The following is a 20,192-nucleotide window of genomic DNA, read 5'->3' on the forward strand; positions in this document are numbered from 1 at the left end:
TGCAGGTCGGAGGCTGACAAGCGTCCAGGCGGACCAGGACGAACGGCCCCTTGCCAACCCGCCCTTCACCCGCCATAAACAACACATGAACCTCCCAGCCCAGCACCACCCCGTGCTCGACCTGTTCCACCCCGCCATCGGCGCCTGGTTCCGGCGACACTTCGCCACGGTCACCGATGCCCAGGCCCGGGCCTGGCCGCTGATCCATGCCGGCCAATCGATGCTGCTCGCCGCGCCGACCGGCTCGGGCAAGACCCTGAGCGCCTTCCTGGCCGTGCTCGACGAGCTGTTTCGCCAAGGCCTGGAGCATGACGGCGAGCTGCCTGCACAGACCCAGGTGGTCTATGTGTCGCCCCTCAAGGCGCTGTCCAATGACATCCGCCTGAACCTCGACCTGCCGCTGGCCGGCATCAGCCAGGCCCTGCAAGCCCAAGGGTTGAAGGCGCCGCGCATCACCACCGCCGTGCGCACCGGCGACACACCGCAAAAAGAACGCGCGGCCATGCGCAAGCTGGCGCCGCACATCCTGGTGACCACGCCCGAATCGCTCTACGTGCTGCTCGGCTCAGCCTCCGGTCGCGAAGGCCTGGCCAACGTACACACGGTGATCGTCGACGAGATCCACGCCCTGGCCGGCAACAAGCGAGGCTGTCACCTGGCCTTGACCCTGGAGCGCCTGCAAGCATTGTGCGGCCGGCCCCTGCGACGCATCGGGCTTTCCGCTACGCAGCGGCCGGTGGAACGCGTGGCGCAGTTCCTGGTAGGCCACCAGCGCCCCTGCGCCATCGTCGACGTCGGCCATGCACGCCGCCGCGACCTGGCCATCGAGGTCCCGCCGGTGCCACTGGGGGCAGTGATGGCCACCGATGTCTGGGGCCTTGTCTACGACCGCATCGCCGTGCTTGCCCGAGAGCATCGCACCACCCTGGTGTTCGTCAACACCCGGCGCCTGGCCGAACGCCTGACCCGCCACCTGAGCGAACGCCTGGGCCAGGATGCCGTGACGGCGCATCACGGCAGCCTGGCCAAGGAACACCGCCTGGCGGCCGAGCAGCGCCTGAAGGCAGGCCAGTTGCAGGTGCTGGTGGCCACCGCCTCGCTGGAGCTGGGCATCGACATCGGCGAGGTCGAGCTGGTTTGCCAGATCGCCTCGCCCGGCTCGATCTCGGCGTTCTTGCAGCGCGTCGGGCGCTCCGGGCACCAGGTCGAAGGCATCCCCAAGGGGCGGCTGTTTCCGACCTCGCGGGACGACCTGATCGAATGCGTGGCCTTGCTCGAGGGTGTGCGTCAGGGCGAACTCGATCAACTGCAGATACCCCGCGCACCGCTGGATGTCCTGGCCCAGCAGATCGTCGCCGAAGTGAGCAACCAGCCATGGCCAGAGCAGGCCCTGTACGACTGCCTGCGCCAGGCCATGCCCTATGCCGAGCTGGACCCGGCGCACTACCAGGCGCTGCTGCGCATGCTCGGCGAGGGCTACAACGGCCGCCAGGGCGTGCGCAGCGCCTACCTGCACCGCGATGCCGTCAGCGCCACCCTGCGCGGGCGCCGCGGCAGCCAGCTGACGGCCTTGACCAGCGGCGGCACCATTCCCGAGACCGCCGACTATGCCGTGCTGCTCGAACCCCAGTCGCTGAACATCGGCAGTGTCAACGAAGACTTCGCCGTGGAAAGCATTGCCGGCGATATCTTCCAGCTGGGCAACGCGTCCTATCGCATTCTGCGGGTCGAGCCTGGCCGGGTACGGGTCGAGGATGCCCATGGCCTGCCGCCGACCATTCCGTTCTGGCTCGGCGAGGCCCCAGGGCGTAGCGATGAGTTGTCCGCCGCCGTCGCCCGCCTGCAGGCGCAGGTCGATGAGCGCCTGCAGGCCAGCGACGGGGATTTCGCCCCGGTGCTGGCCTGGTTGCAGCAGGCGTTCGGGCTGGAAGCAGGCAGCGCCAGCCAGTTGCTCGACTACCTGGGGCAGGCCTGGCAGGTGCTGGGCGCTTTGCCCTCCCAGGAAACGCTGGTGATGGAACGCTTCTTCGACGAAACCGGCGGCACCCAGCTGATCATCCATTCGCCCTATGGCAGCCGGATCAACCGCGCCTGGGGCCTGGCACTGCGCAAACGCTTCTGTCGCACCTTCAACTTCGAGCTGCAGGCCGCTGCCAGCGAAGACGCGATCGTGCTGTCGTTGTCCACCAGCCACAGCTTCGAGCTCGATGAAGTCTGGCGCTACCTGGCCAGCCGCAGCGCCGAGCCGATCCTGGTCCAGGCCCTGCTCGACGCACCGTTGTTCGGCGTGCGTTGGCGCTGGAACGCCGCCGTGGCCCTGGCCTTGCCGCGTTATGTCGGCGGGCGCAAGGTGGCGCCGCAGATCCAGCGCATGAAGAGCGAAGACCTGATCGCGGCGGTGTTCCCCGACCAGATCGCCTGCCTGGAAAACATCGCCGGTGAACGGCAGATCCCGGACCACCCGCTGGTGGAACAGACCCTGGACGATTGTCTGCACGAGGCCATGGACAGCGAAGGCTGGCGGGCCCTGCTTCGGCGCATGGAAAACGGCGAAATACGCCTGCTCGCCCGCGACCTGCCCGCCCCCTCGCCCTTGGCCGCGGCCATCCTCAATGCCCGGCCCTATACCTTCCTGGACGACGCCCCATTGGAGGAGCGCAGGACCCAGGCGGTGCTCAACCGGCGCTGGAACGAGGTGCACAGCGGCGACGACCTCGGGGCGCTGGATATCGAGGCCATCGTCGCCGTACAGGCCGAGGCCTGGCCGCAGCCTGGCAACGCCGACGAGATGCATGAAGCCTTGATGAGCCTGGGCGCCATCAGCGCTGAGGAAACCCACCTGGGCAACGACTGGCCCGGCCTTCTCGCCCAGTTGGCCCAGGCAGGCCGTGCGTGCCTGCTGCGCAGCGGCGAACAGGCCCTGTGGCTGGCGCGCGAACGTCTGAATCTGCTGTTGGCGTGTTACCCACACGCCAGGCTGGAGCCTTCGCTCGGCCTGTTGCCGGGGTTCGACCAGCCTATCGAACGAGATGCCGCGCAGGTCGAGCTGCTGCGCGCGCGGCTCAGCGGTTTCGGCCCGCTGACAGTGGCCCAGATCGCGGCACCGTTAGGCCTGCCCAGCAGCGATATCGAACAGGCCCTGGCGCGTCTGGAAGTCGAAGGCTATGTGCTGCGCGGCCATTTCAGCCCTGGCCAGCGAACCCTGCAGTGGTGCGAGCGGCACCTGCTGGCGCGCATCCATCGCTACACGGTCAAGCGCCTGCGGCGGGAAATCGAACCGGTGACCCTGCAGGTCTACATGCGTTTCCTGTTCGACTGGCAACACCTGGCGACCGACGAACGCCTGAGGGGACCCCAAGCGGTGGCCGAGGTACTCGGCCAGTTGCAAGGCTTCCCCAGCGCGGCCGGGGCCTGGGAGGCCGAGCTGCTGCCGGCCCGGATCAAGGACTACAGCCCACACTGGCTCGACGATGCCTGCCGCAGCGGGCAATGGGCCTGGAGCCGGCTGGCGAGCACGCTGTCCACCAGTACCTTGTCCAGCACACCGCTGGTACTGCTGCCGCGCGAGCACCTGAGCCTCTGGCGCAGCCTGGCACCAATGCCCGCGCTCGATGACTTGCCTCCAAGGGCGCAACGGGTATTCGAGACGCTGCAGGCCCAGGGCGCCTTGTTCTTCGACGAGCTCACCCAGGAGGCCCACCTGCTGCCCAGCGAGCTGGAAAGCGCATTGCAACAATTGGTGGGCGCCGGGTTGGTCGGTGCCGACAGCTTCACGGGCCTGCGCGGGCTGATCACACCCGCCGCCAAGCGCACCTCGCGCAACAGCCGCCGCGGCCATCCACCGATGGCCAGCGACATGGCCCAGGCCGGGCGCTGGGCATTGTTGCGTCGTGGCACTACCCTGCCAGACAGCGACCAACGCCTGGAACACGTCGCGCGGACCTTGCTGCGCCGCTACGGGGTGATCTGCTGGCGCCTGCTAGAGCGCGAAAGCGATGTGCTGCCGCCCTGGCGTGACCTGTTGCGTTGCTACCACCGGCTGGAGGCTCGGGGCGAAATCCGTGGCGGGCGATTCATTGCCGGGCTGGCCGGGGAACAGTTCGCCCTGCCGGAGGCGGTCGGCCTGCTGCGCCAGGTACGACGGCGGGCACCGGACGGTGGGCTGGTGATGATCAGCGCTTGTGACCCGCTGAACCTGCTGGGGACGCTGTTGCCAGGCGGGAAGGTACCGGCGGTGGTCGGCAACCGGCTACTGTATCGCGACGGTGTGCCGGTGGCCACGCGGGTAGCGGGGCGCTACGAGTACCTGGTGGAGGTGCCGGCCGCAGAACAGGAAGCCTGGCGACAGCGCCTGTTACGCGATATTCACTGAAGCACTCCAAACGCATCGCGGACAAGCCCGCTCCCACAGGGGGCGGCGCTAGCCGCTTGTCCTGTGCGCAACAGCGCGGCCCGGAAGAGATAGTGCCGCTCTGGCGATCGACGCCAAGCCTGTGGGAGCGGGCTTGCCCCGCGATGCGGTCCTGCGTCGATGACTGATCTTTCATGTTCTGCCCCCGCGATCGACTGGCCATGCGCCACCCAATGGGGCTATGGTCGGGGTTTGACCCAGGCCCCTGAGCCTGACCGAGCCATCGCAAGGACCCCGTATGAGCCTGTCACTTCTCAGTCGCTATGCCTTTTTCGCCGCCTGCGTTCTTTTCACCCTGGCGAGCCTGCCCTTCCTGCACCACGAATGGCTGTGGCCGTTCACCCTCGTCACCGCCGTGCTCAGCCTGATCGGCCTGTTCGACCTGCTGCAGCAACGCCATGCGGTACGGCGCAACTATCCGATCCTCGGCAATATCCGCTACCTGGTCGAAGCGATTCGCCCGGAGATCCGCCAATACCTGCTCGAAGCGGACAGCGATGCCCTGCCCTTCTCCCGTGCCCAGCGTTCACTGGTGTATGCCCGGGCCAAGAACGAAGCGTCGGACAAGCCCTTCGGCACCTTGATCGATGTGTACGAATCAGGTTTCGAGTTCATCGGCCATTCCATGCGCCCAGCGCCCCTGGCCGACCCGGCAAGCTTTCGCGTGATAGTCGGCGGCCCGCAGTGCAGCCAGCCGTATTCGGCATCGATCTTCAACATTTCAGCCATGAGCTTCGGTTCGCTGAGCGCCAACGCCATCCGTGCCCTCAACCAAGGGGCCAAGCTCGGCAATTTCGCCCACGACACCGGCGAAGGCAGCATCAGCCCCTATCACCGCGAGAACGGCGGTGACCTGGTCTGGGAATTGGGCTCGGGCTATTTCGGCTGCCGCACCGCGGATGGCCGCTTCGACCCCGAGCGTTTCGCCGAGCAGGCGCGCGACCCACAAGTGCGCATGATCGAGATCAAGATGAGCCAGGGCGCCAAGCCCGGCCACGGCGGCATCCTGCCCAAGCACAAGGTGACCGAAGAAATCGCCGCCACCCGCGGCGTACTGATGGGCGAGGACTGCATTTCGCCGTCGCGTCACACGGCATTCTCCACGCCGATCGAAATGATGCAGTTCATCGCCCGCCTGCGTGAGCTGTCCGGCGGCAAGCCGGTAGGCTTCAAGTTCTGCCTGGGCCACCCTTGGGAGTTCATGGGTATCGCCAAGGCCATGCTGGAAACCGGCATCCTGCCGGACTTCATCGTGGTGGACGGCAAGGAAGGCGGCACGGGAGCCGCACCGGTGGAATTCACCGACCATATCGGCGTGCCACTGCGCGAAGGCCTGCTGTTCGTGCACAACACCCTGGTAGGCCTGAACCTGCGCGACAAGATCAAGCTGGGCGCTAGCGGCAAGATCGTCAGTGCCTTCGACATCGCCAGCGTCCTGGCCATCGGTGCCGACTGGGCCAACGCGGCCCGCGGCTTCATGTTCGCCATCGGCTGTATCCAGTCGCAGAGCTGCCATACCAACAAGTGCCCCACCGGGGTGGCGACCCAGGACGCCCTGCGCCAGCGTGCCCTGGTGGTGCCGGACAAGGCCCAGCGGGTGCTCAACTTCCACCACAACACCTTGCGCGCGCTGGCCGAGATGCTCGCCGCGGCAGGCCTGGAACACCCTGCACAGCTGGAGGCCAAGCACCTGGTGCGGCGTATCTGCGCCACCGAGATCAAGCTGTTCTCGCAGATGCACGTGTTCCTCAAACCGGGCGAGCTGCTCACAGGCGAGGTCAACGGGCAGTTCTATTCGAGAATGTGGCAGATGGCCCGGGCCGACAGTTTCGAGCCGCATACGGAAGTGGCGGCCTGACGGTATTCGCGGCACAAGGCCGCGCCTACAGGATGACGCATTCGCCTGTAGGCGCGGCCTTGTGCCGCGAATGGGCCGCAAAGCGGCCCCAAGGGCTTTGGATCAGGACGCGGTGCTCGCCTTGCCCTGCTCGTCTTTCGGCGCCAGACGAAACGCGTAGTACAGCACCGTCAGCAGCACCAGGAACGCCGGGCCGATGTACAGGGCCACGCGGGTGTCTTCGAAGTAGGCCATCAGGCCCACCACCAGCACCAGGAAGGCCAGGGCCAGGTAGGAGCTCAGCGGCCACAGCCACATGCGGTACTTCAGCGCCTGGCGCTCGACAGTGGACAGCCCGGCACGGAACTTGAGCTGGGCCAGCAGGATCATCACCCAGGTCCAGATCGCGCCGAAGGTGGCGATCGAGGTCACCCAGACGAACACTTTCTCCGGCACCAGGTAGTTCGCCAGCACGCCCAGCAGCAAGGCAGCGATCGACAGCAGCAGCGCATTGCGCGGTACGCCGCTTTTCGAGGTCCGAGCGAAGGGCGCGGGGGCCTGGCCGTTCTGCGCCAAGCTGTAGAGCATGCGCCCGGTGCTGAAGATGCCGCCGTTGCACGAAGACAGCGCAGCGGTGATCACGACGAAGTTGATGATGCCAGCAGCGGTCTTGATGCCCAGGCGCTCGAAGGTCATCACGAACGGGCTGCCCTGGCTGCCGATCTCGTTCCAGGGGTAGATCGACAGGATCACGAACAGCGCACCGACATAGAACAGCAGGATGCGCCAGAACACCGAGCCGATGGCCTGTGGAATGGTCTTCTGCGGGTTGCGCGCTTCACCGGCGGTCAGGCCGATCATCTCTACGCCCAGGTAGGCGAACATGACCATCTGCAGCGACATCAGCACACCGGTCACACCGTTGGGCATGAAGCCACCGTTGCTCCACAGGTTGGAGATCCCCATGGCCACGCCGTCGTTACCGAAGCCGAAGGCGATGATGCCAATGCCGCCCAGGACCATGGCGATGATGGTGACGATCTTGATCAAGGCGAACCAGAACTCGAACTCGCCGAACGCCTTGACCGCGATCAGGTTGATCGCCCCCATGCTGCCCAGGGCCGCCAGGGCCCAGATCCAGCGTGGCACGTCGGGGAACCAGATGCCCATGTAGATGGCCACCGCGGTGATCTCCGCGACGCAGGTCACCAGCCACAGGAACCAGTAGTTCCAGCCGGTGAGGAAGCCCGCCAGCGGGCCGAGGTAGTCTTGGGCATAGCGGCTGAAGGAACCAGCGACCGGGTTGTGCACGGCCATTTCGCCAAGGGCGCGCATGATCACCAGGATGGCCAGGCCACCGATGATGTAGGACAGCATGATCGCAGGACCGGCCATTTCGATGGCCTTGGCTGAACCGAGGAACAGGCCTACACCGATACAGGCGCCCAGCGCCATCAGACGGATGTGCCGTTCGCCCAGCTCGCGCTTGAGTGGGCCGCCCTGGGCGGTCTCACCATGGGCAGGGTGGTTGCCGACTGGCATAGCAATACAACCTCATTTTGTTATTGGATTGACCTTCGCGCAGAACCGGCCAGGCCGATGGGCATGGCGTCGTCTTGCCGGGCGAGCCTCGTGGGCGCGCCTGTCCGCCGGCGAACGGCAGGACGAAGGGGTCGAGCAGTATAGGAATCAGCTTGTAGGGCTTTTCACTATATAAACAGGGAAATTTGGAGAGAATTCTCGGCCAAAAACCCTTTCGCGGAAGGTAGAAATTCCTTCCGCCCCACCCTTGCGAAGAATGGGGGCGGCTACCATAGCAACATTGCCCAAGAATGGAAGCCGCACCAAAGCCGCATATTCCTACGTAGGAATTCACTGCTTCTTACAAATTTTTCACCAAACCCTGCCAACGTCTAAGCTTCAGACAAAGCAAGACGAAAAAACTGGCCGGATTTGAAGACTATGGGCGCACTGTGGCAATCGGAACCAACCAGAACGGAAGCACCCGAGACACATCTGGCTGAGGCTCCATTGCCCAAGACTCCACGCCAGCGGCGGCTGTGGTGGCGGCTGATCGTGCTCATCACGCTGGTGGCGATCATCGCCATAGGCTTTGCCGTCTACGACGAAATGCGCACCTCGAAACTGCAGTCGCGCGAATTCAGCCGGCTGGCCAGTACCCTTACCTATTCGCTGGAGCCAGGCCCGAGCGATGCCATCGTCTACCCAGGGGACGGGCCCTTCGACAAACGCCTGGGCTACAGCGCCCTGGGCGAATTCCTGCCGCGCCTGCTCAAGCGTGATTACCTGATCAGCGAGCAGGTGCGCTTCTCGCCGGCGTTGATGAACTATGTCGAGCATGGCCTGTTCGTGCCTTACGTGGAAAAGATCCAGACCGGCCTGTCGATCACCGACTGCCGGGGCGAGGACCTGTACCACTACAACTACCCCCAGCACCTGTACCCCGACTTCGCCTCGATCCCTCCGGTGGTGGTCAACAGCCTGCTGTTCATCGAGAACCGCGACCTGCTCAAGCCCGACGACCCGCACAACAACCCGGCGGTGGACTGGCCGCGCTTCGCCAAGGCCGCCTACAGCCAGGTCGCCAAGTACCTGGCTCTGCCCGGCCAGTCGGCCGGCGGCAGTACCCTGGCGACCCAGCTGGAGAAATACCGCCATTCGCCGGACGGCCTGACCGTCTCGGGGGCCGAGAAGATCCGCCAGATGATTTCCGCCAGCGTGCGCGCCTACCTGGGCGGACCGGACACCACCGAGGCCCGGGAACGCATCGCCCGCGACTACCTCAATAGCGTGCCGCTCTCGGCAGTGCCGGGCCACGGCGAAGTGCACGGCATGGCCGAAGGCCTGCGGGTCTGGTACGGCGCCGATTTCGACCAGGTCAACCAGGTGCTCTCCTCCACCGCCACCGACCCCGAGACCATGGCCGCCCGGGGCCTGGCACTGCGTCAGGTACTGTCCCTGATGATCGCCCAGCGCAGGCCTTCCCATTACCTGTCCAAGGGCCGGGTGGAGCTGGCCGAGCTCACCAACGCGCATATCCGCGTGCTGGCCGCCAATGGCGTGATCGACCGGCCCCTGGCCGACGCCGCGCTGGCCAGCAAGGCGGTATACCGCGACTGGGTGGCCCAGCCGACCATCGTGCCGATCATCACCAACAAGGGCATCAGCCTGGCCCGTAACCGCCTGGCGGCCATGCTCAACCGCCCACTGTACGATCTGGACCGGCTCGACGTGTCCGCCACCAGTACCCTGCAGGCCGACCTGCAGATGCAGGTCAGCCAGTACCTGAAGAACCTCTCCGACCCCGAGTTCGCCGCGCAGATGGGGCTGATCGGCGAACGCTTGCTGACCACCAAGACCACCGACCAGGTCCGCTACAGCTTCACCCTGTTCGAGCGCACCGCCGATGGCTCGCGGGTACGGGTCCAGACCGACAGCACCGACCAGCCCTTCGACATCAACGAAGGCAGCAAGCTGGAACTGGGCTCCACCGCCAAGCTGCGGGTGCTGACCACCTACCTGGAAATCATCGCCGAGCTGCACGACAAATACGCCGGCAAGCCCGTGGCGGAGCTGAAGAAAGTGCCAGTGGCCGAACTGGACCGCATCACCCAATGGTCGCTGGAATGGCTGATGCAGAACAGCAAGGACCAGAACCTGGACGCGATGCTCGATGCCGCCCTTGAGCGCAAGTACTCGGCCAACACCGGCGAGGCCTTCTTCACCGGCGGCGGCATGCACGTGTTCAACAACTTCCGCAAGGAAGACAACAGCCGCAACCCGACTCTCAAGGATGCGCTGCGCGAATCGATCAACCTGCCGTTCATCCGCCTGATGCGTGACCTGGTGCGCTATGTCACCTACCAGCAACCCTATAACCGTGAGCCGCTGCTCAAGGACGACTCCGACCCTCGCCGCCAGGAATACCTGGCGCGCTTTGCCGACAAGGAAGGCACCAACTACCTGATGCGTTTCTGGCGCAAGTACCAGCGCAAGACCTCCCAACAGCGCCTGGACACCTTCCTCGACGGCATGCGCGTGACGCCGCAGCGCCTGGCCGCGGTGCACCGCTACCTGTTCCCCGAGGCGGGCCAGGAGACGTTCAACGCCTTCGTCCGCGCCCACAGCGCCACTGACAAGAAAGCCCTGGCCAAGCTCACCGACGGGCGCCTGTCGGAGATGTACGACGCCTATGGCCCAGGCAAGTACGACCTGCCGGACCAGGGCTACATCGCCAAGGTCCACCCGCTGGACCTGTGGTTGCTGGGCTACCTGCTGAAGAACCCTGGCGCCTCGCTTACCGAAATGGTCAATGCCAGCCGCTTCGAGCGCCAGGAGGTCTACAGCTGGCTGTTCAAGAGCCGCCACAAGGGCGCCCGCGACAGCCGCATCCGCACCATGGTCGAGATCGAAGCCTTCCTGGATATCCACCAGCGCTGGAAGCGCGTGGGCTACCCGTTCGACCACCTGGTGCCGTCGCTGGCCACCGCCATCGGCAGCTCCGGCGACCGCCCGGCGGCGCTGGCCGAACTGGTGGGCATCATCCAGAACGATGGCGTGCGCCTGCCGACCCTGCGCATCGATACCCTGCATTTCGCGGCCGATACGCCCTACGAAACCAAGCTGGTCAGCGATCCGGACCGCGGCCAGCGGATCCTCCCGGTGGCGGTGGCCCGTGCCCTCAAGGGGGCAATGTCGCAGGTGGTGGATGCCGGTACCGCACGGCGGATCTCCGGCAGCTTCAAGCTGCACGACGGCACTTCGCTGGTCATGGGCGGCAAGACCGGCACCGGCGACAACCGTATCGAAAGCTTCGGCGCAGGCGGCCGCCTGATCGGTTCGCGTTCGCTGAACCGCACCGCCACCTTCGTGTTCTTCCTGGGCGAGAACCACTTCGGCACCCTCACCGCTTTTGTCCCGGGCCGCACGGCAGAAGCCTTCACCTTCACCTCGGCCCTGCCGGTGCAGGTCCTCAAGGGCATGGCGCCGATCCTCATGCCCTATTTGGAACCGGGCAGCGCCACCGAATGCAAGGCACCGCAGCTGGCCGCGCATTGATCCGGGGCAGCGCTCGATCTGTGGGAGAGGCCTGCGCCGTGAAAGGGCCGCAAAGCGGCCCTGCCCTCCCTACCCATCGAAACCATAGATGAGAATCATCAGCATTCAGGTGCTTGTCTTTAGATATATCTTGAGTAATATCTTGCGATATATCTAAACACACAGGCGCCTTCCGAATGCGAGACCACGACCCCTTCGAACGCCGCCCCACCCGAGGCGAGCGCGGCCCCCGGGTATTCGCCCCCGGCGACCTCAGGCTGCTCATGCTGTCGATGCTGGCCGAACAACCTGGCCACGGCTATGACCTCATCCGCCAGATCGAGAACCTCTTCGACGGCAGCTACACCCCCAGCCCCGGCGTCATCTACCCCACCCTGAGCTACCTGGAAGAAGCCGAACTGATCACCGGCCACGTTCAGGGCAGTAAGCGCCTCTACGCCATCACCGAGGCCGGCCGCCATGCCTTGGCCGATCAGGCCGTAGCGCTGGATGGCGTACGCATGCGCATCGAGGTGAGCAAGCGCGCCCTGCGTGGCCATGACCGCCCGGCGGAAATCCACGAGGCGGTCGGCAACCTGCGCCACGCCCTGCACATGCACAGCGGGCGCTGGAGCCCCGAGGAAATCGAGCGCGTGCGCAAACTGCTCAACGATACGGCCAAGGCCATCGCCTCCGGCCCGGACGAGGCTGTCACGGAGAACACCCCATGAACGACACCATCCATCGCGTGAACCACCAAATTCGCCAACGTCGCCTGCAGGTGCTGCGGGTCGAAGACCTGACTCCACGCATGCGCCGCATCACCTTGGGCAGCCCGGAGCTGGAGGGCTTCACCAGCCTTGGCAGCGACGATCACATCAAGCTGCTGTTCGCCCAAACCCCGGAGGAACAACAGGCCATCGACGCCCGCACCCTCGGCCGTGACGGCGGCGCCCGCCCGACCATGCGTGAATACACGCCACGGCGCGTCGACCTGGTGGCCAACGAACTGGACATCGACTTCGTGCTGCACGGCGACGGCCCCGCCTCGACCTGGGCCGCCCAGGCCACGCCCGGCCAGACCCTGGACATAGCAGGCCCACGCGCCTCGATGGTGGTGCCGGACATCTTCGACAGCTATCTGCTGATCGGCGACGAAACCGCCCTGCCCGCCATCGGCCGGCGTCTGGAAGAACTGCCTGCCGGGCGCCAGGCGCTGGTGTTGGTCCAGGTCGAGAACGAGCAGGAACGCCAGCCGCTGCCGAGCAAGGCGCAGGTCGAGGTGATCTGGGTACATCGGCATGAGCAAGACCTGCTGACCTTGGTGAAGGGCCTGGCGCTACCGCAAGGTGCGCTGTACACCTGGGTCGCCCTGGAGAAGACGCTCACCCGCCAGGCCAAGGCGCTGTTGCTGGAGAAAGGCGTGCATGAAGATGCGCTGAAAGCGGCCGCCTATTGGCGCCTGGATGGGAGTGCCGACGACGAATGATTGGTGGAGTGCGGGCCCCATCGCGGGACAAGCCCGCTCCCACAAAGGACCTGCAAACTCAAATAGTTATGCGTTGTTCTGTGGGAGCGGGCTTGCCCCGCGATGGCCTCCACACCGCCTCAACGGCCTGGCACCGACCGCCGCCCTCGCCATCGATCCAGCCCGATCAGCACCAACCCGATCACCCAGAACCCGGCCAGCACTCCAAGGGCGTTGAGCATCACCTGCCCATACCCAAGGCTGGCCACGTCGATGAACGGGTAGGCGTACACGCCGATCTCATTCCCCCGCCACAAGGCATAGGCAAAATACAGCGCCGGGTACAGGCTCCACGCCGCCAGGTGCCACAACCGCAGGCTGCCCTTGGGCACCACGCGCCACCAGTACAGCACGCACAGCAGCGGCATCACGTCGTGCAAAAGCTCATCGGCCAGCCATTGCCAGCCCTGGGGCTGCCACAGGTGGCGCAGCAGCACGCTGTAGGCCAGCGCCACCAGCACGATGCTCGCGGTAATCCCCGAACCCACCATGGGCGAGAGGAACAACCGCCGCGCGCCTGATGCCCGGCCGAACGCTGCATAGCTGAGCAGCGTGGCGACCAGGGTGTTGGTCAACACGGTGAAATAGCCAAAGACATTGATCAGCCCGCCGACCAGGCTGGCCTGCTCCTGCCAGCGCGCCCAGAGCACCAGGTAGACCTGAATCGCAAGGCCGCTCCAGCCCAGCAGTGCGCTCAAGCTCAGCCAGGGATGTCGCCGCATTTACCCGGCCCGTTGCAGCTTCACGTAGAGCTGCTCGACCTTCTCCCGGGCCCATGGCGTCTTGCGCAGGAAGGTCAGGCTCGACTTGATGCTCGGGTCGCTCTTGAAACAACGGATGTCGATGCGCTCGGCCAGGCCCTGCCATTGGTAGTGGGCAACCAGCTCGGTGAGGATCTGTTCCAGGGTCTTGCCATGCAGCGCGTTGTGTTGGGCCGTGCCCATGGTTGTGCTCCAGCGGGTAAAGATGCGCACCTTACACGAGTGTAGTGGGCTGGTGGACCGCCGAGCGCTGCTGCGCTGCATGGCAAGCTGAAAACCGCTGGCCAGAGGGAAACGGCTTGTGCTGAAATAGTGATGTTATATTGTAACAACAGCCATTTCTGCCAAGGAACACCACAGCCCCATGCGTCACATCCCGCTGCGCCTCTCTCCCCTCGCCGTCGCCCTCTGGCTGGCCTCCACGCCCAGCCAGGCGGTGGAACTCGAACCCCAGGTCATCACCGCGAACCCGCTGGGCAATCGTCAACTCGCCACGCCCACTACCGTCCTCGAAGGCGACGACTTGTTGCAACAGCAACAAGGCAGCCTCGGCGAAACCCTCAACAAACAACCTGGCGTCGCCTCCACCTGGTTCGGCCCTGGCGCCAGCCGCCCGGTCATCCGCGGCCTGGATGGCGACCGCATCCGCATCCTGCGCAACGGCGTCGGCGCCCTGGATGCCTCGTCCCTCTCCTATGACCACGCCGTGCCGCTGGACCCGGTGAATGTGGAGCGCATCGAGATCGTCCGCGGCCCCGCAGCACTCTTGTATGGCGGCAATGCCATCGGTGGGGTGATCAATACCTTCGACAACCGCATCCCCGACGCGCCCATCGAGGGCATCCACGGCGCCGGTGAACTGCGCTACGGCGGCGCCGACACCACCCGCAGCAGCGCCGGCAAGCTCGAGGCGGGCAATGGCGCCTTCGCCCTGCACCTGGACGCCAACAGCCGCCAGTTCAACGACCTGCGCATCCCCGGGTATGCTCGCAGTTCCAAAGTGCGCGACGCCGATGAGCCCGGCAGCCGGCACCGCTTGGAAAACAGCGATGGGCGCCAGGACGGTGGCGCGATCGGCGGTGCCTACCATTGGGACCACGGCTATACAGGCCTGTCCTACAGCCGCTACGACAGCAATTACGGCTCGGTCGCCGAACCGGGCGTACGCCTGGACATGCAGCAGGACCACTACGGTTTCGCCTCCGAATTGCGTGACCTGGATGGCCCGTTCAGTTCGGTCAAGTTCGATGCCGGCTACACCGACTACCAGCACCGCGAGATCGAAAGCGGCGAAGTCCACACCACGTTCAAGAACAAGGGCTATGAAGCCCGTATCGAAGCCCGTCATCAGCCGCTCGGGCCCCTCGAGGGCGTGATTGGCGCCCAGGTCGCGCGCAACGAATTCTCCGCCTTGGGCGAGGAAGCGTTCGTGCCGCACACCGATACCGACAGCCTGGCGCTGTTTCTGCTGGAGCAGTGGCAAGCCAGCGAACGCCTGGCCCTGAGCTTGGGCGCCCGCCTGGAGCACACCCGGATCGACCCCGATGCCAAGGGCAACGACACGTTCGCCGGGGCAGACAACACTGCCAGCTTCAATGCCGCCAGCCTGTCTTCAGGCGCGGTGTACCAGCTCGACCCGGTCTGGTCGCTGGCTGCCAGCCTGGGTTACACCGAGCGTGCGCCGACCTTCTACGAGCTGTACGCCAACGGTGCCCATGTGGCCACGGGCGCCTATGAAGTAGGCGACCCGAACCTGGACAAGGAAAAGGCCATCTCCGCCGATTTGGCGCTGCGTTTCGACAACGGCACGCACAAGGGCAGCGTCGGCGTGTTCTACAGCCATTTTCGCAACTACATCGGCCTGATCGGCACGGGCAACCTGCGCGAGGGTCATGACCATGACCACGAAGAACATGAGCATGAACACGATCATGATCACGGCGACCTGCCCGAATACTTGTACCAGGGGGTGCGGGCCCGCTTCTACGGCATCGAGGCCCAAGACCGCTGGGAGTTGCTCGAGAACCGCTACGGCAGCTTTGCCCTGGAACTGTCCGGCGACTATACCCGCGCCAAGAACCTCGACAGCGGCGAGGCGCTGCCACGCATCGCACCGCTGCGCCTGAACACCGGGTTGGTCTGGGAGCGGGATCGCTGGCAGGCACGCGTTGATGTGCAGCATGCCGCTTCGCAGCATCGCAAACCCGCCAACGAGACCAGCACCGATGGCTATACCACCCTTGGCGCGAGCCTGGGCTATCGCTTCGATATCGGCCAGAGCGAATGGCTGGCCTTCGTCCGCGGCGAGAACCTGACCGACCAAACGGTACGCTATGCCAGCTCGATCCTGCGGGATGTGGCGCCAGCCGCCGGGCGCAGTGTGCAGGTCGGGTTACGTACGAGCTTCTGATCGCCACGGCCTGCTTCGCGCGCCAATCGCCGGCAAGCCGGCTCCCACCTGCTCTGCGCTGCTTTCAGAGACATCGCCGCACCGGTGGGAGCTGGCTTGCCAGCGAGAGGGCAACTCAAGACAGTTGCTCCACAAGCTCAGCGGCTCTCCATGCCGTACTGTTACTGCTCAAGCAACAATCAGCTGCGACATTTTGTCTTTTTTTCTTACAAGTTCCTCTATATCCTCCACGCCGCACGCTGAAACGCTTCACCCTTGAACCTTGCAGCCGCTTCCATCGATGGGCCCTCCCATTCGATGCGTTTGCCGTTGCCAAACAATCAAAAGATAGCGCTATCTCATGTTCCAACTGCCCAATATCCGTTCTTCGAGCCTTGCCCTCGCCGCCCTCCTCGGTGGCGTGTCGCCCACCAGCGGCGCCCATGAAATGTTCGCCAGCGATTCGCCGTGGATGCTCGGCGACTGGAACGGTACCCGTACCGAACTGCTGGAAAAAGGCTACGACTTCACCTTTGGCTACACCGGCGAAATGGGCAGTAACCTGCACGGCGGCTACGACCATGACCGCACCGCGCGCTATAGCGACCAGTTCACCTTCGCCAGCCACCTGGACCTGGGGAAGATCCTCGGCTGGCACGACACCGAATTCCAGCTGACCATCACCGAACGCCACGGCCAGAACATCAGCAACGACCGCATCAACGACCCACGTGTCGGCGGCTTCACCTCGGCCCAGGAAGTCTGGGGGCGTGGCGAAACCTGGCGTCTGACCCAGCTGTGGATCAAGCAGAAGTACTTCGATGGCGCCCTGGACGTGAAATTCGGCCGTTTCGGGGAAGGCGAGGACTTCAACAGCTTCCCCTGCGACTTCCAGAACCTGGCGTTCTGCGGCTCCCAGGTGGGCAACTGGGTGGGCGGCATCTGGTACAACTGGCCCGTCAGCCAATGGGCGCTGCGCGTGCGCTACAACTTCAACGACGAACTCTACGCCCAGGTCGGCGTGTTCGAGCAGAACCCCTCGAACCTGGAGTCGGGCAACGGTTTCAAGCTCAGCGGCAGCGGCACCCAAGGCGCCGTCATGCCGATCGAACTGGTATGGAGCCCACGGGTCAATGGCCTTAAAGGGGAATATCGCGCCGGCTACTACTACAGTAATGCCAAGGCGCAGGATGTTCTTAAGGACAGCAACGGTCAGCCGGCAGCCCTGAGCGGCCAGGCCTACCGCAGCAGCTCGAGCAAGCATGGCTTCTGGCTCGGCATGCAGCAGCAGGTGACCTCGCTGGCCTCGGACCAGTCCCGCGGCCTGAGCCTCTTCGCCAATGCCACGATGCACGACAAGAAGACCAATGCCATCGACAACTACGTTCAGGCAGGTGTGGTGTACAAAGGGCCTTTCGATGCCCGCGCCAAGGACGACATCGGCTTCGCCCTCGCCCGCGTGCACGTCAACCCCGGCTACCGCAAGAACGCCCGCCTCACCAACCAGGCCGCAGGCCTGGACGACTACGACAACCCCGGCTACCTGCCCGTGCAGGACACCGAGTACAGCGCCGAACTCTACTACGGCATCCACGTTGCCGACTGGCTCACCGTGCGCCCCAACCTGCAGTACATCCGTCACCCGGGCGGTGTGTCGCAGGTCGACGCCGCCCTGATCGGCGGCCTGAAAATTCAGAGCAGTTTCTAACCCCACCCTTCGACCTACGGAGAACATACGATGAGCACTGACGGTGCCAAGAATGGAACCCGCTGGCTACCGCGCCTTCTGGGCGTGCTGCTGTTGCTGATGGGCCTGGCCCTGCTGGCCGGTGGCATCAAGCTGAGCCAGCTGGGAGGTTCCCTGTACTACCTGATCGCCGGCATTGGCTTCGCCTTGTCCGGTATCCTCCTGCTGGCCATGCGCCGCATCGCCCTGGGCCTGTACGGCCTGGTGCTGCTGGGCAGCACCGCCTGGGCCCTCTGGGAAGTGGGCTTGGACTGGTGGCAACTGGTGCCGCGCCTGGCCATCTGGTTCGCCATCGGCGTGCTGTTGCTGCTGCCCTGGGCCCGTCGCCCGTTGCTCGGCCCTTCCTCCAAGGTCAACACCGCGCTGTTGAGCGTCGCGGTCGTCGCCGCCGGTGCCAGCGCCCTGGGCAGCCAGTTCACCCACCCGGGCGAGGTATTCGGCGAGCTGGGCCGCGAGAGCAGCGAGATGGCCAGCGCCGCGCCGGCCATGCCGGATGGAGAGTGGCAGGCCTACGGCCGCACCGAGCACGGCGACCGCTATTCGCCGCTGCGCCAGATCACCCCGCAGAACGCCTACCGCCTGGAAGAAGCCTGGCGTATCCGCACCGGTGACCTGCCAACCGAAAACGACCCGGTGGAGCTGACCAATCAGAACACCCCGTTGAAGGTCAACGGCAAGCTCTACGCCTGCACCGCCCACAGCAAGCTGCTGGCCCTGGACCCGGACACCGGCGCCGAGATCTGGCGCTACGACCCACAGGTCAAGAGCCCGGTCGGCACCTTCAAGGGCTTCGCCCACATGACCTGCCGCGGTGTTTCCTACTACGACGAGAACCGCTACGTCAGCCGCGACGGCAGCCCCGCGCCGAAGGTCTCCGAGGCCGGCCAGGCCGTGGCCCAGGCCTGCCCGCGCCGTCTCTACCTGCCCACTGCCGATGCGCGCCTGATCGCCATCAACGCCGACACCGGCAAGGTTTGCGAAGGCTTCGCCAACCAGGGCGTGATCGACCTGACCCGCGGCATCGGCCCGTTCACCGCCGGTGGCTACTACTCCACCTCGCCCGCGGCAATCACCCGTGACCTGGTGATCATCGGCGGCCACGTGACCGACAACGAGTCGACCAACGAGCCCTCCGGCGTGATCCGCGCCTACGACGTGCACGACGGCCGCCTGGTGTGGAACTGGGACAGCAACAACCCGGACGACACCGCCCCCCTGGCCGACGGCAAGATGTACAGCCGCAACTCGGCCAACATGTGGTCGATTGCCAGCGTCGATGAAGAACTGGGGATGATCTACCTGCCATTGGGCAACCAGACCCCCGATCAGTGGGGCGCAGACCGCACCCCGGGCGCGGAGAAGTACAGCGCTGGCATCGTCGCCCTGGACCTGGCCACCGGCAAGGCACGCTGGAACTATCAGTTCACCCACCACGACCTGTGGGACATGGACGTGGGCAGCCAGCCGACCCTGGTGCACCTGAAGACCGACGACGGCGTCAAGCCTGCGGTCATCGTGCCTACCAAGCAAGGCAGCCTGTATGTGCTCGACCGCCGCGACGGCACCCCGATCGTGCCGATCCGCGAGATCCCGGTACCCCAGGGCGCAGTGAAGGGCGACCACACTTCGCCGACCCAAGCCCGCTCCGACCTGAATCTGCTCGGCCCTGAGCTGACCGAACAAGCCATGTGGGGGGCCACGCCGTTCGACCAGATGCTGTGCCGCATCCAGTTCCGCGAACTGCGCTACGAAGGCCAGTACACCCCGCCGTCCGAGCAGGGCTCGCTGGTCTACCCAGGCAACGTCGGTGTGTTCAACTGGGGCAGCGTCTCGGTCGACCCGGTGCGCCAACTGCTGTTCACCTCGCCGAACTACATGGCGTTCGTCTCGAAGATGGTGCCGCGCGAGAAAGTCGCCGCCGGCAGCAAGCGCGAGAGCGAGACCAGTGGCGTGCAGCCGAACACCGGTGCGCCGTACGCGGTGATCATGCACCCGTTCATGTCGCCGCTGGGCGTGCCTTGCCAGGCGCCGGCCTGGGGCTATGTGGCCGCCATCGACCTGTTCACCAACAAGGTTGTGTGGAAGCACAAGAACGGCACTACCCGTGACAGCACCCCGGTACCGATCGGCCTGCCCGTGGGCGTGCCGAGCATGGGCGGCTCGATCGTCACCGCAGGTGGCGTCGGCTTCCTCAGCGGCACTTTGGACCAGTACCTGCGCGCCTATGACGTGAACAACGGCAAAGAGCTGTGGAAAGCCCGCCTGCCGGCCGGCGGCCAGGCCACGCCGATGACCTACACCGGCAAGGACGGCAAGCAGTACGTGCTGGTCACCGCTGGCGGCCATGGTTCGCTGGGCACCAAGATGGGTGACTACATCATTGCCTACAAGCTGGCCGAGTAACACTCTCGGGCCCCGCCTGCGGGGCCCATTGGCCTGAAGCGGCCATCGCCGGCAAACC

General features: G+C 65.3%; 11 protein-coding genes. 8 read left to right on the top strand and 3 right to left on the bottom strand.

Features of this window, described 5'->3' with window-relative positions; genetic code table 11:
* Positions 1-85 precede the first annotated feature (85 nt).
* Together ACNFG0_RS07980 and ACNFG0_RS07985 are read left to right on the top strand one after the other, a co-directional pair.
* Positions 86-4,372, top strand: a complete 4,287-nt coding sequence (locus tag ACNFG0_RS07980) for a DEAD/DEAH box helicase (protein ID WP_416764416.1) — start codon at positions 86-88, stop codon at positions 4,370-4,372.
* A 277-nt stretch (positions 4,373-4,649) separates the two neighbouring features.
* The gene (locus tag ACNFG0_RS07985) at positions 4,650-6,269 is read left to right on the top strand and encodes an FMN-binding glutamate synthase family protein (RefSeq protein ID WP_416764417.1); all 1,620 of its coding nucleotides are present in this window, start codon (positions 4,650-4,652) and stop codon (positions 6,267-6,269) included.
* A gap of 102 nt (positions 6,270-6,371) precedes the next feature.
* Here ACNFG0_RS07985 and ACNFG0_RS07990 read toward each other — a convergent pair whose 3' ends face one another.
* Entirely contained in the window at positions 6,372-7,790 is a 1,419-nt protein-coding gene (locus ACNFG0_RS07990; protein WP_196144256.1) for an amino acid permease, read from the bottom strand.
* A 420-nt stretch (positions 7,791-8,210) separates the two neighbouring features.
* On the opposite strand from ACNFG0_RS07990, the gene ACNFG0_RS07995 reads away from it, so the two are divergent.
* The 3 genes from ACNFG0_RS07995 to ACNFG0_RS08005 all read left to right on the top strand — a co-directional run bounded on the left by ACNFG0_RS07995 (position 8,211) and on the right by ACNFG0_RS08005 (position 12,795).
* On the top strand, positions 8,211-11,327 hold the full coding sequence (locus ACNFG0_RS07995) for a transglycosylase domain-containing protein (protein ID WP_416764418.1): 3,117 nt from the start codon (positions 8,211-8,213) through the stop codon (positions 11,325-11,327).
* A gap of 176 nt (positions 11,328-11,503) precedes the next feature.
* Positions 11,504-12,037, top strand: coding sequence for a PadR family transcriptional regulator (locus ACNFG0_RS08000; RefSeq protein ID WP_416764419.1), 534 nt, complete (start codon positions 11,504-11,506; stop codon positions 12,035-12,037).
* The gene (locus tag ACNFG0_RS08005; protein WP_416764420.1) at positions 12,034-12,795 is read left to right on the top strand and encodes a siderophore-interacting protein; all 762 of its coding nucleotides are present in this window, start codon (positions 12,034-12,036) and stop codon (positions 12,793-12,795) included. Before ACNFG0_RS08000 ends, ACNFG0_RS08005 begins: the two co-directional genes overlap by 4 nt.
* A gap of 119 nt (positions 12,796-12,914) precedes the next feature.
* On the opposite strand, the gene ACNFG0_RS08010 is transcribed toward ACNFG0_RS08005, so the two are convergent.
* A complete protein-coding gene (locus ACNFG0_RS08010; RefSeq protein ID WP_196144260.1) occupies positions 12,915-13,556 on the bottom strand; it encodes a Pr6Pr family membrane protein in 642 nt (213 codons plus the stop codon).
* The gene (locus tag ACNFG0_RS08015) at positions 13,557-13,778 is read right to left on the bottom strand and encodes a VF530 family DNA-binding protein (RefSeq protein WP_196144261.1); all 222 of its coding nucleotides are present in this window, start codon (positions 13,776-13,778) and stop codon (positions 13,557-13,559) included.
* A 181-nt stretch (positions 13,779-13,959) separates the two neighbouring features.
* On the opposite strand from ACNFG0_RS08015, the gene ACNFG0_RS08020 reads away from it, so the two are divergent.
* From ACNFG0_RS08020 to ACNFG0_RS08030, 3 genes are all read left to right on the top strand, one after another.
* Positions 13,960-16,005: a TonB-dependent receptor gene (locus ACNFG0_RS08020; protein ID WP_416764421.1), complete on the top strand. Its 2,046-nt coding sequence runs from the start codon at positions 13,960-13,962 to the stop codon at positions 16,003-16,005.
* A gap of 340 nt (positions 16,006-16,345) precedes the next feature.
* Positions 16,346-17,692 carry a carbohydrate porin gene (locus tag ACNFG0_RS08025; RefSeq protein ID WP_416764422.1) on the top strand — a complete coding sequence of 449 codons (1,347 nt, stop codon included), beginning with the start codon at positions 16,346-16,348 and terminating at the stop codon, positions 17,690-17,692.
* Between the two features lie 30 nt (positions 17,693-17,722).
* Complete coding sequence (locus ACNFG0_RS08030) at positions 17,723-20,134, top strand: glucose/quinate/shikimate family membrane-bound PQQ-dependent dehydrogenase (protein WP_196144264.1); 2,412 nt, start codon at positions 17,723-17,725, stop codon at positions 20,132-20,134.
* The last annotated feature ends 58 nt before the right edge of the window (positions 20,135-20,192 follow it).

This window comes from Pseudomonas sp. NY15372, from assembly GCF_048068215.1.
In the GTDB taxonomy this organism is placed as follows: Bacteria; Pseudomonadota; Gammaproteobacteria; order Pseudomonadales; family Pseudomonadaceae; genus Aquipseudomonas; species Aquipseudomonas guariconensis_A.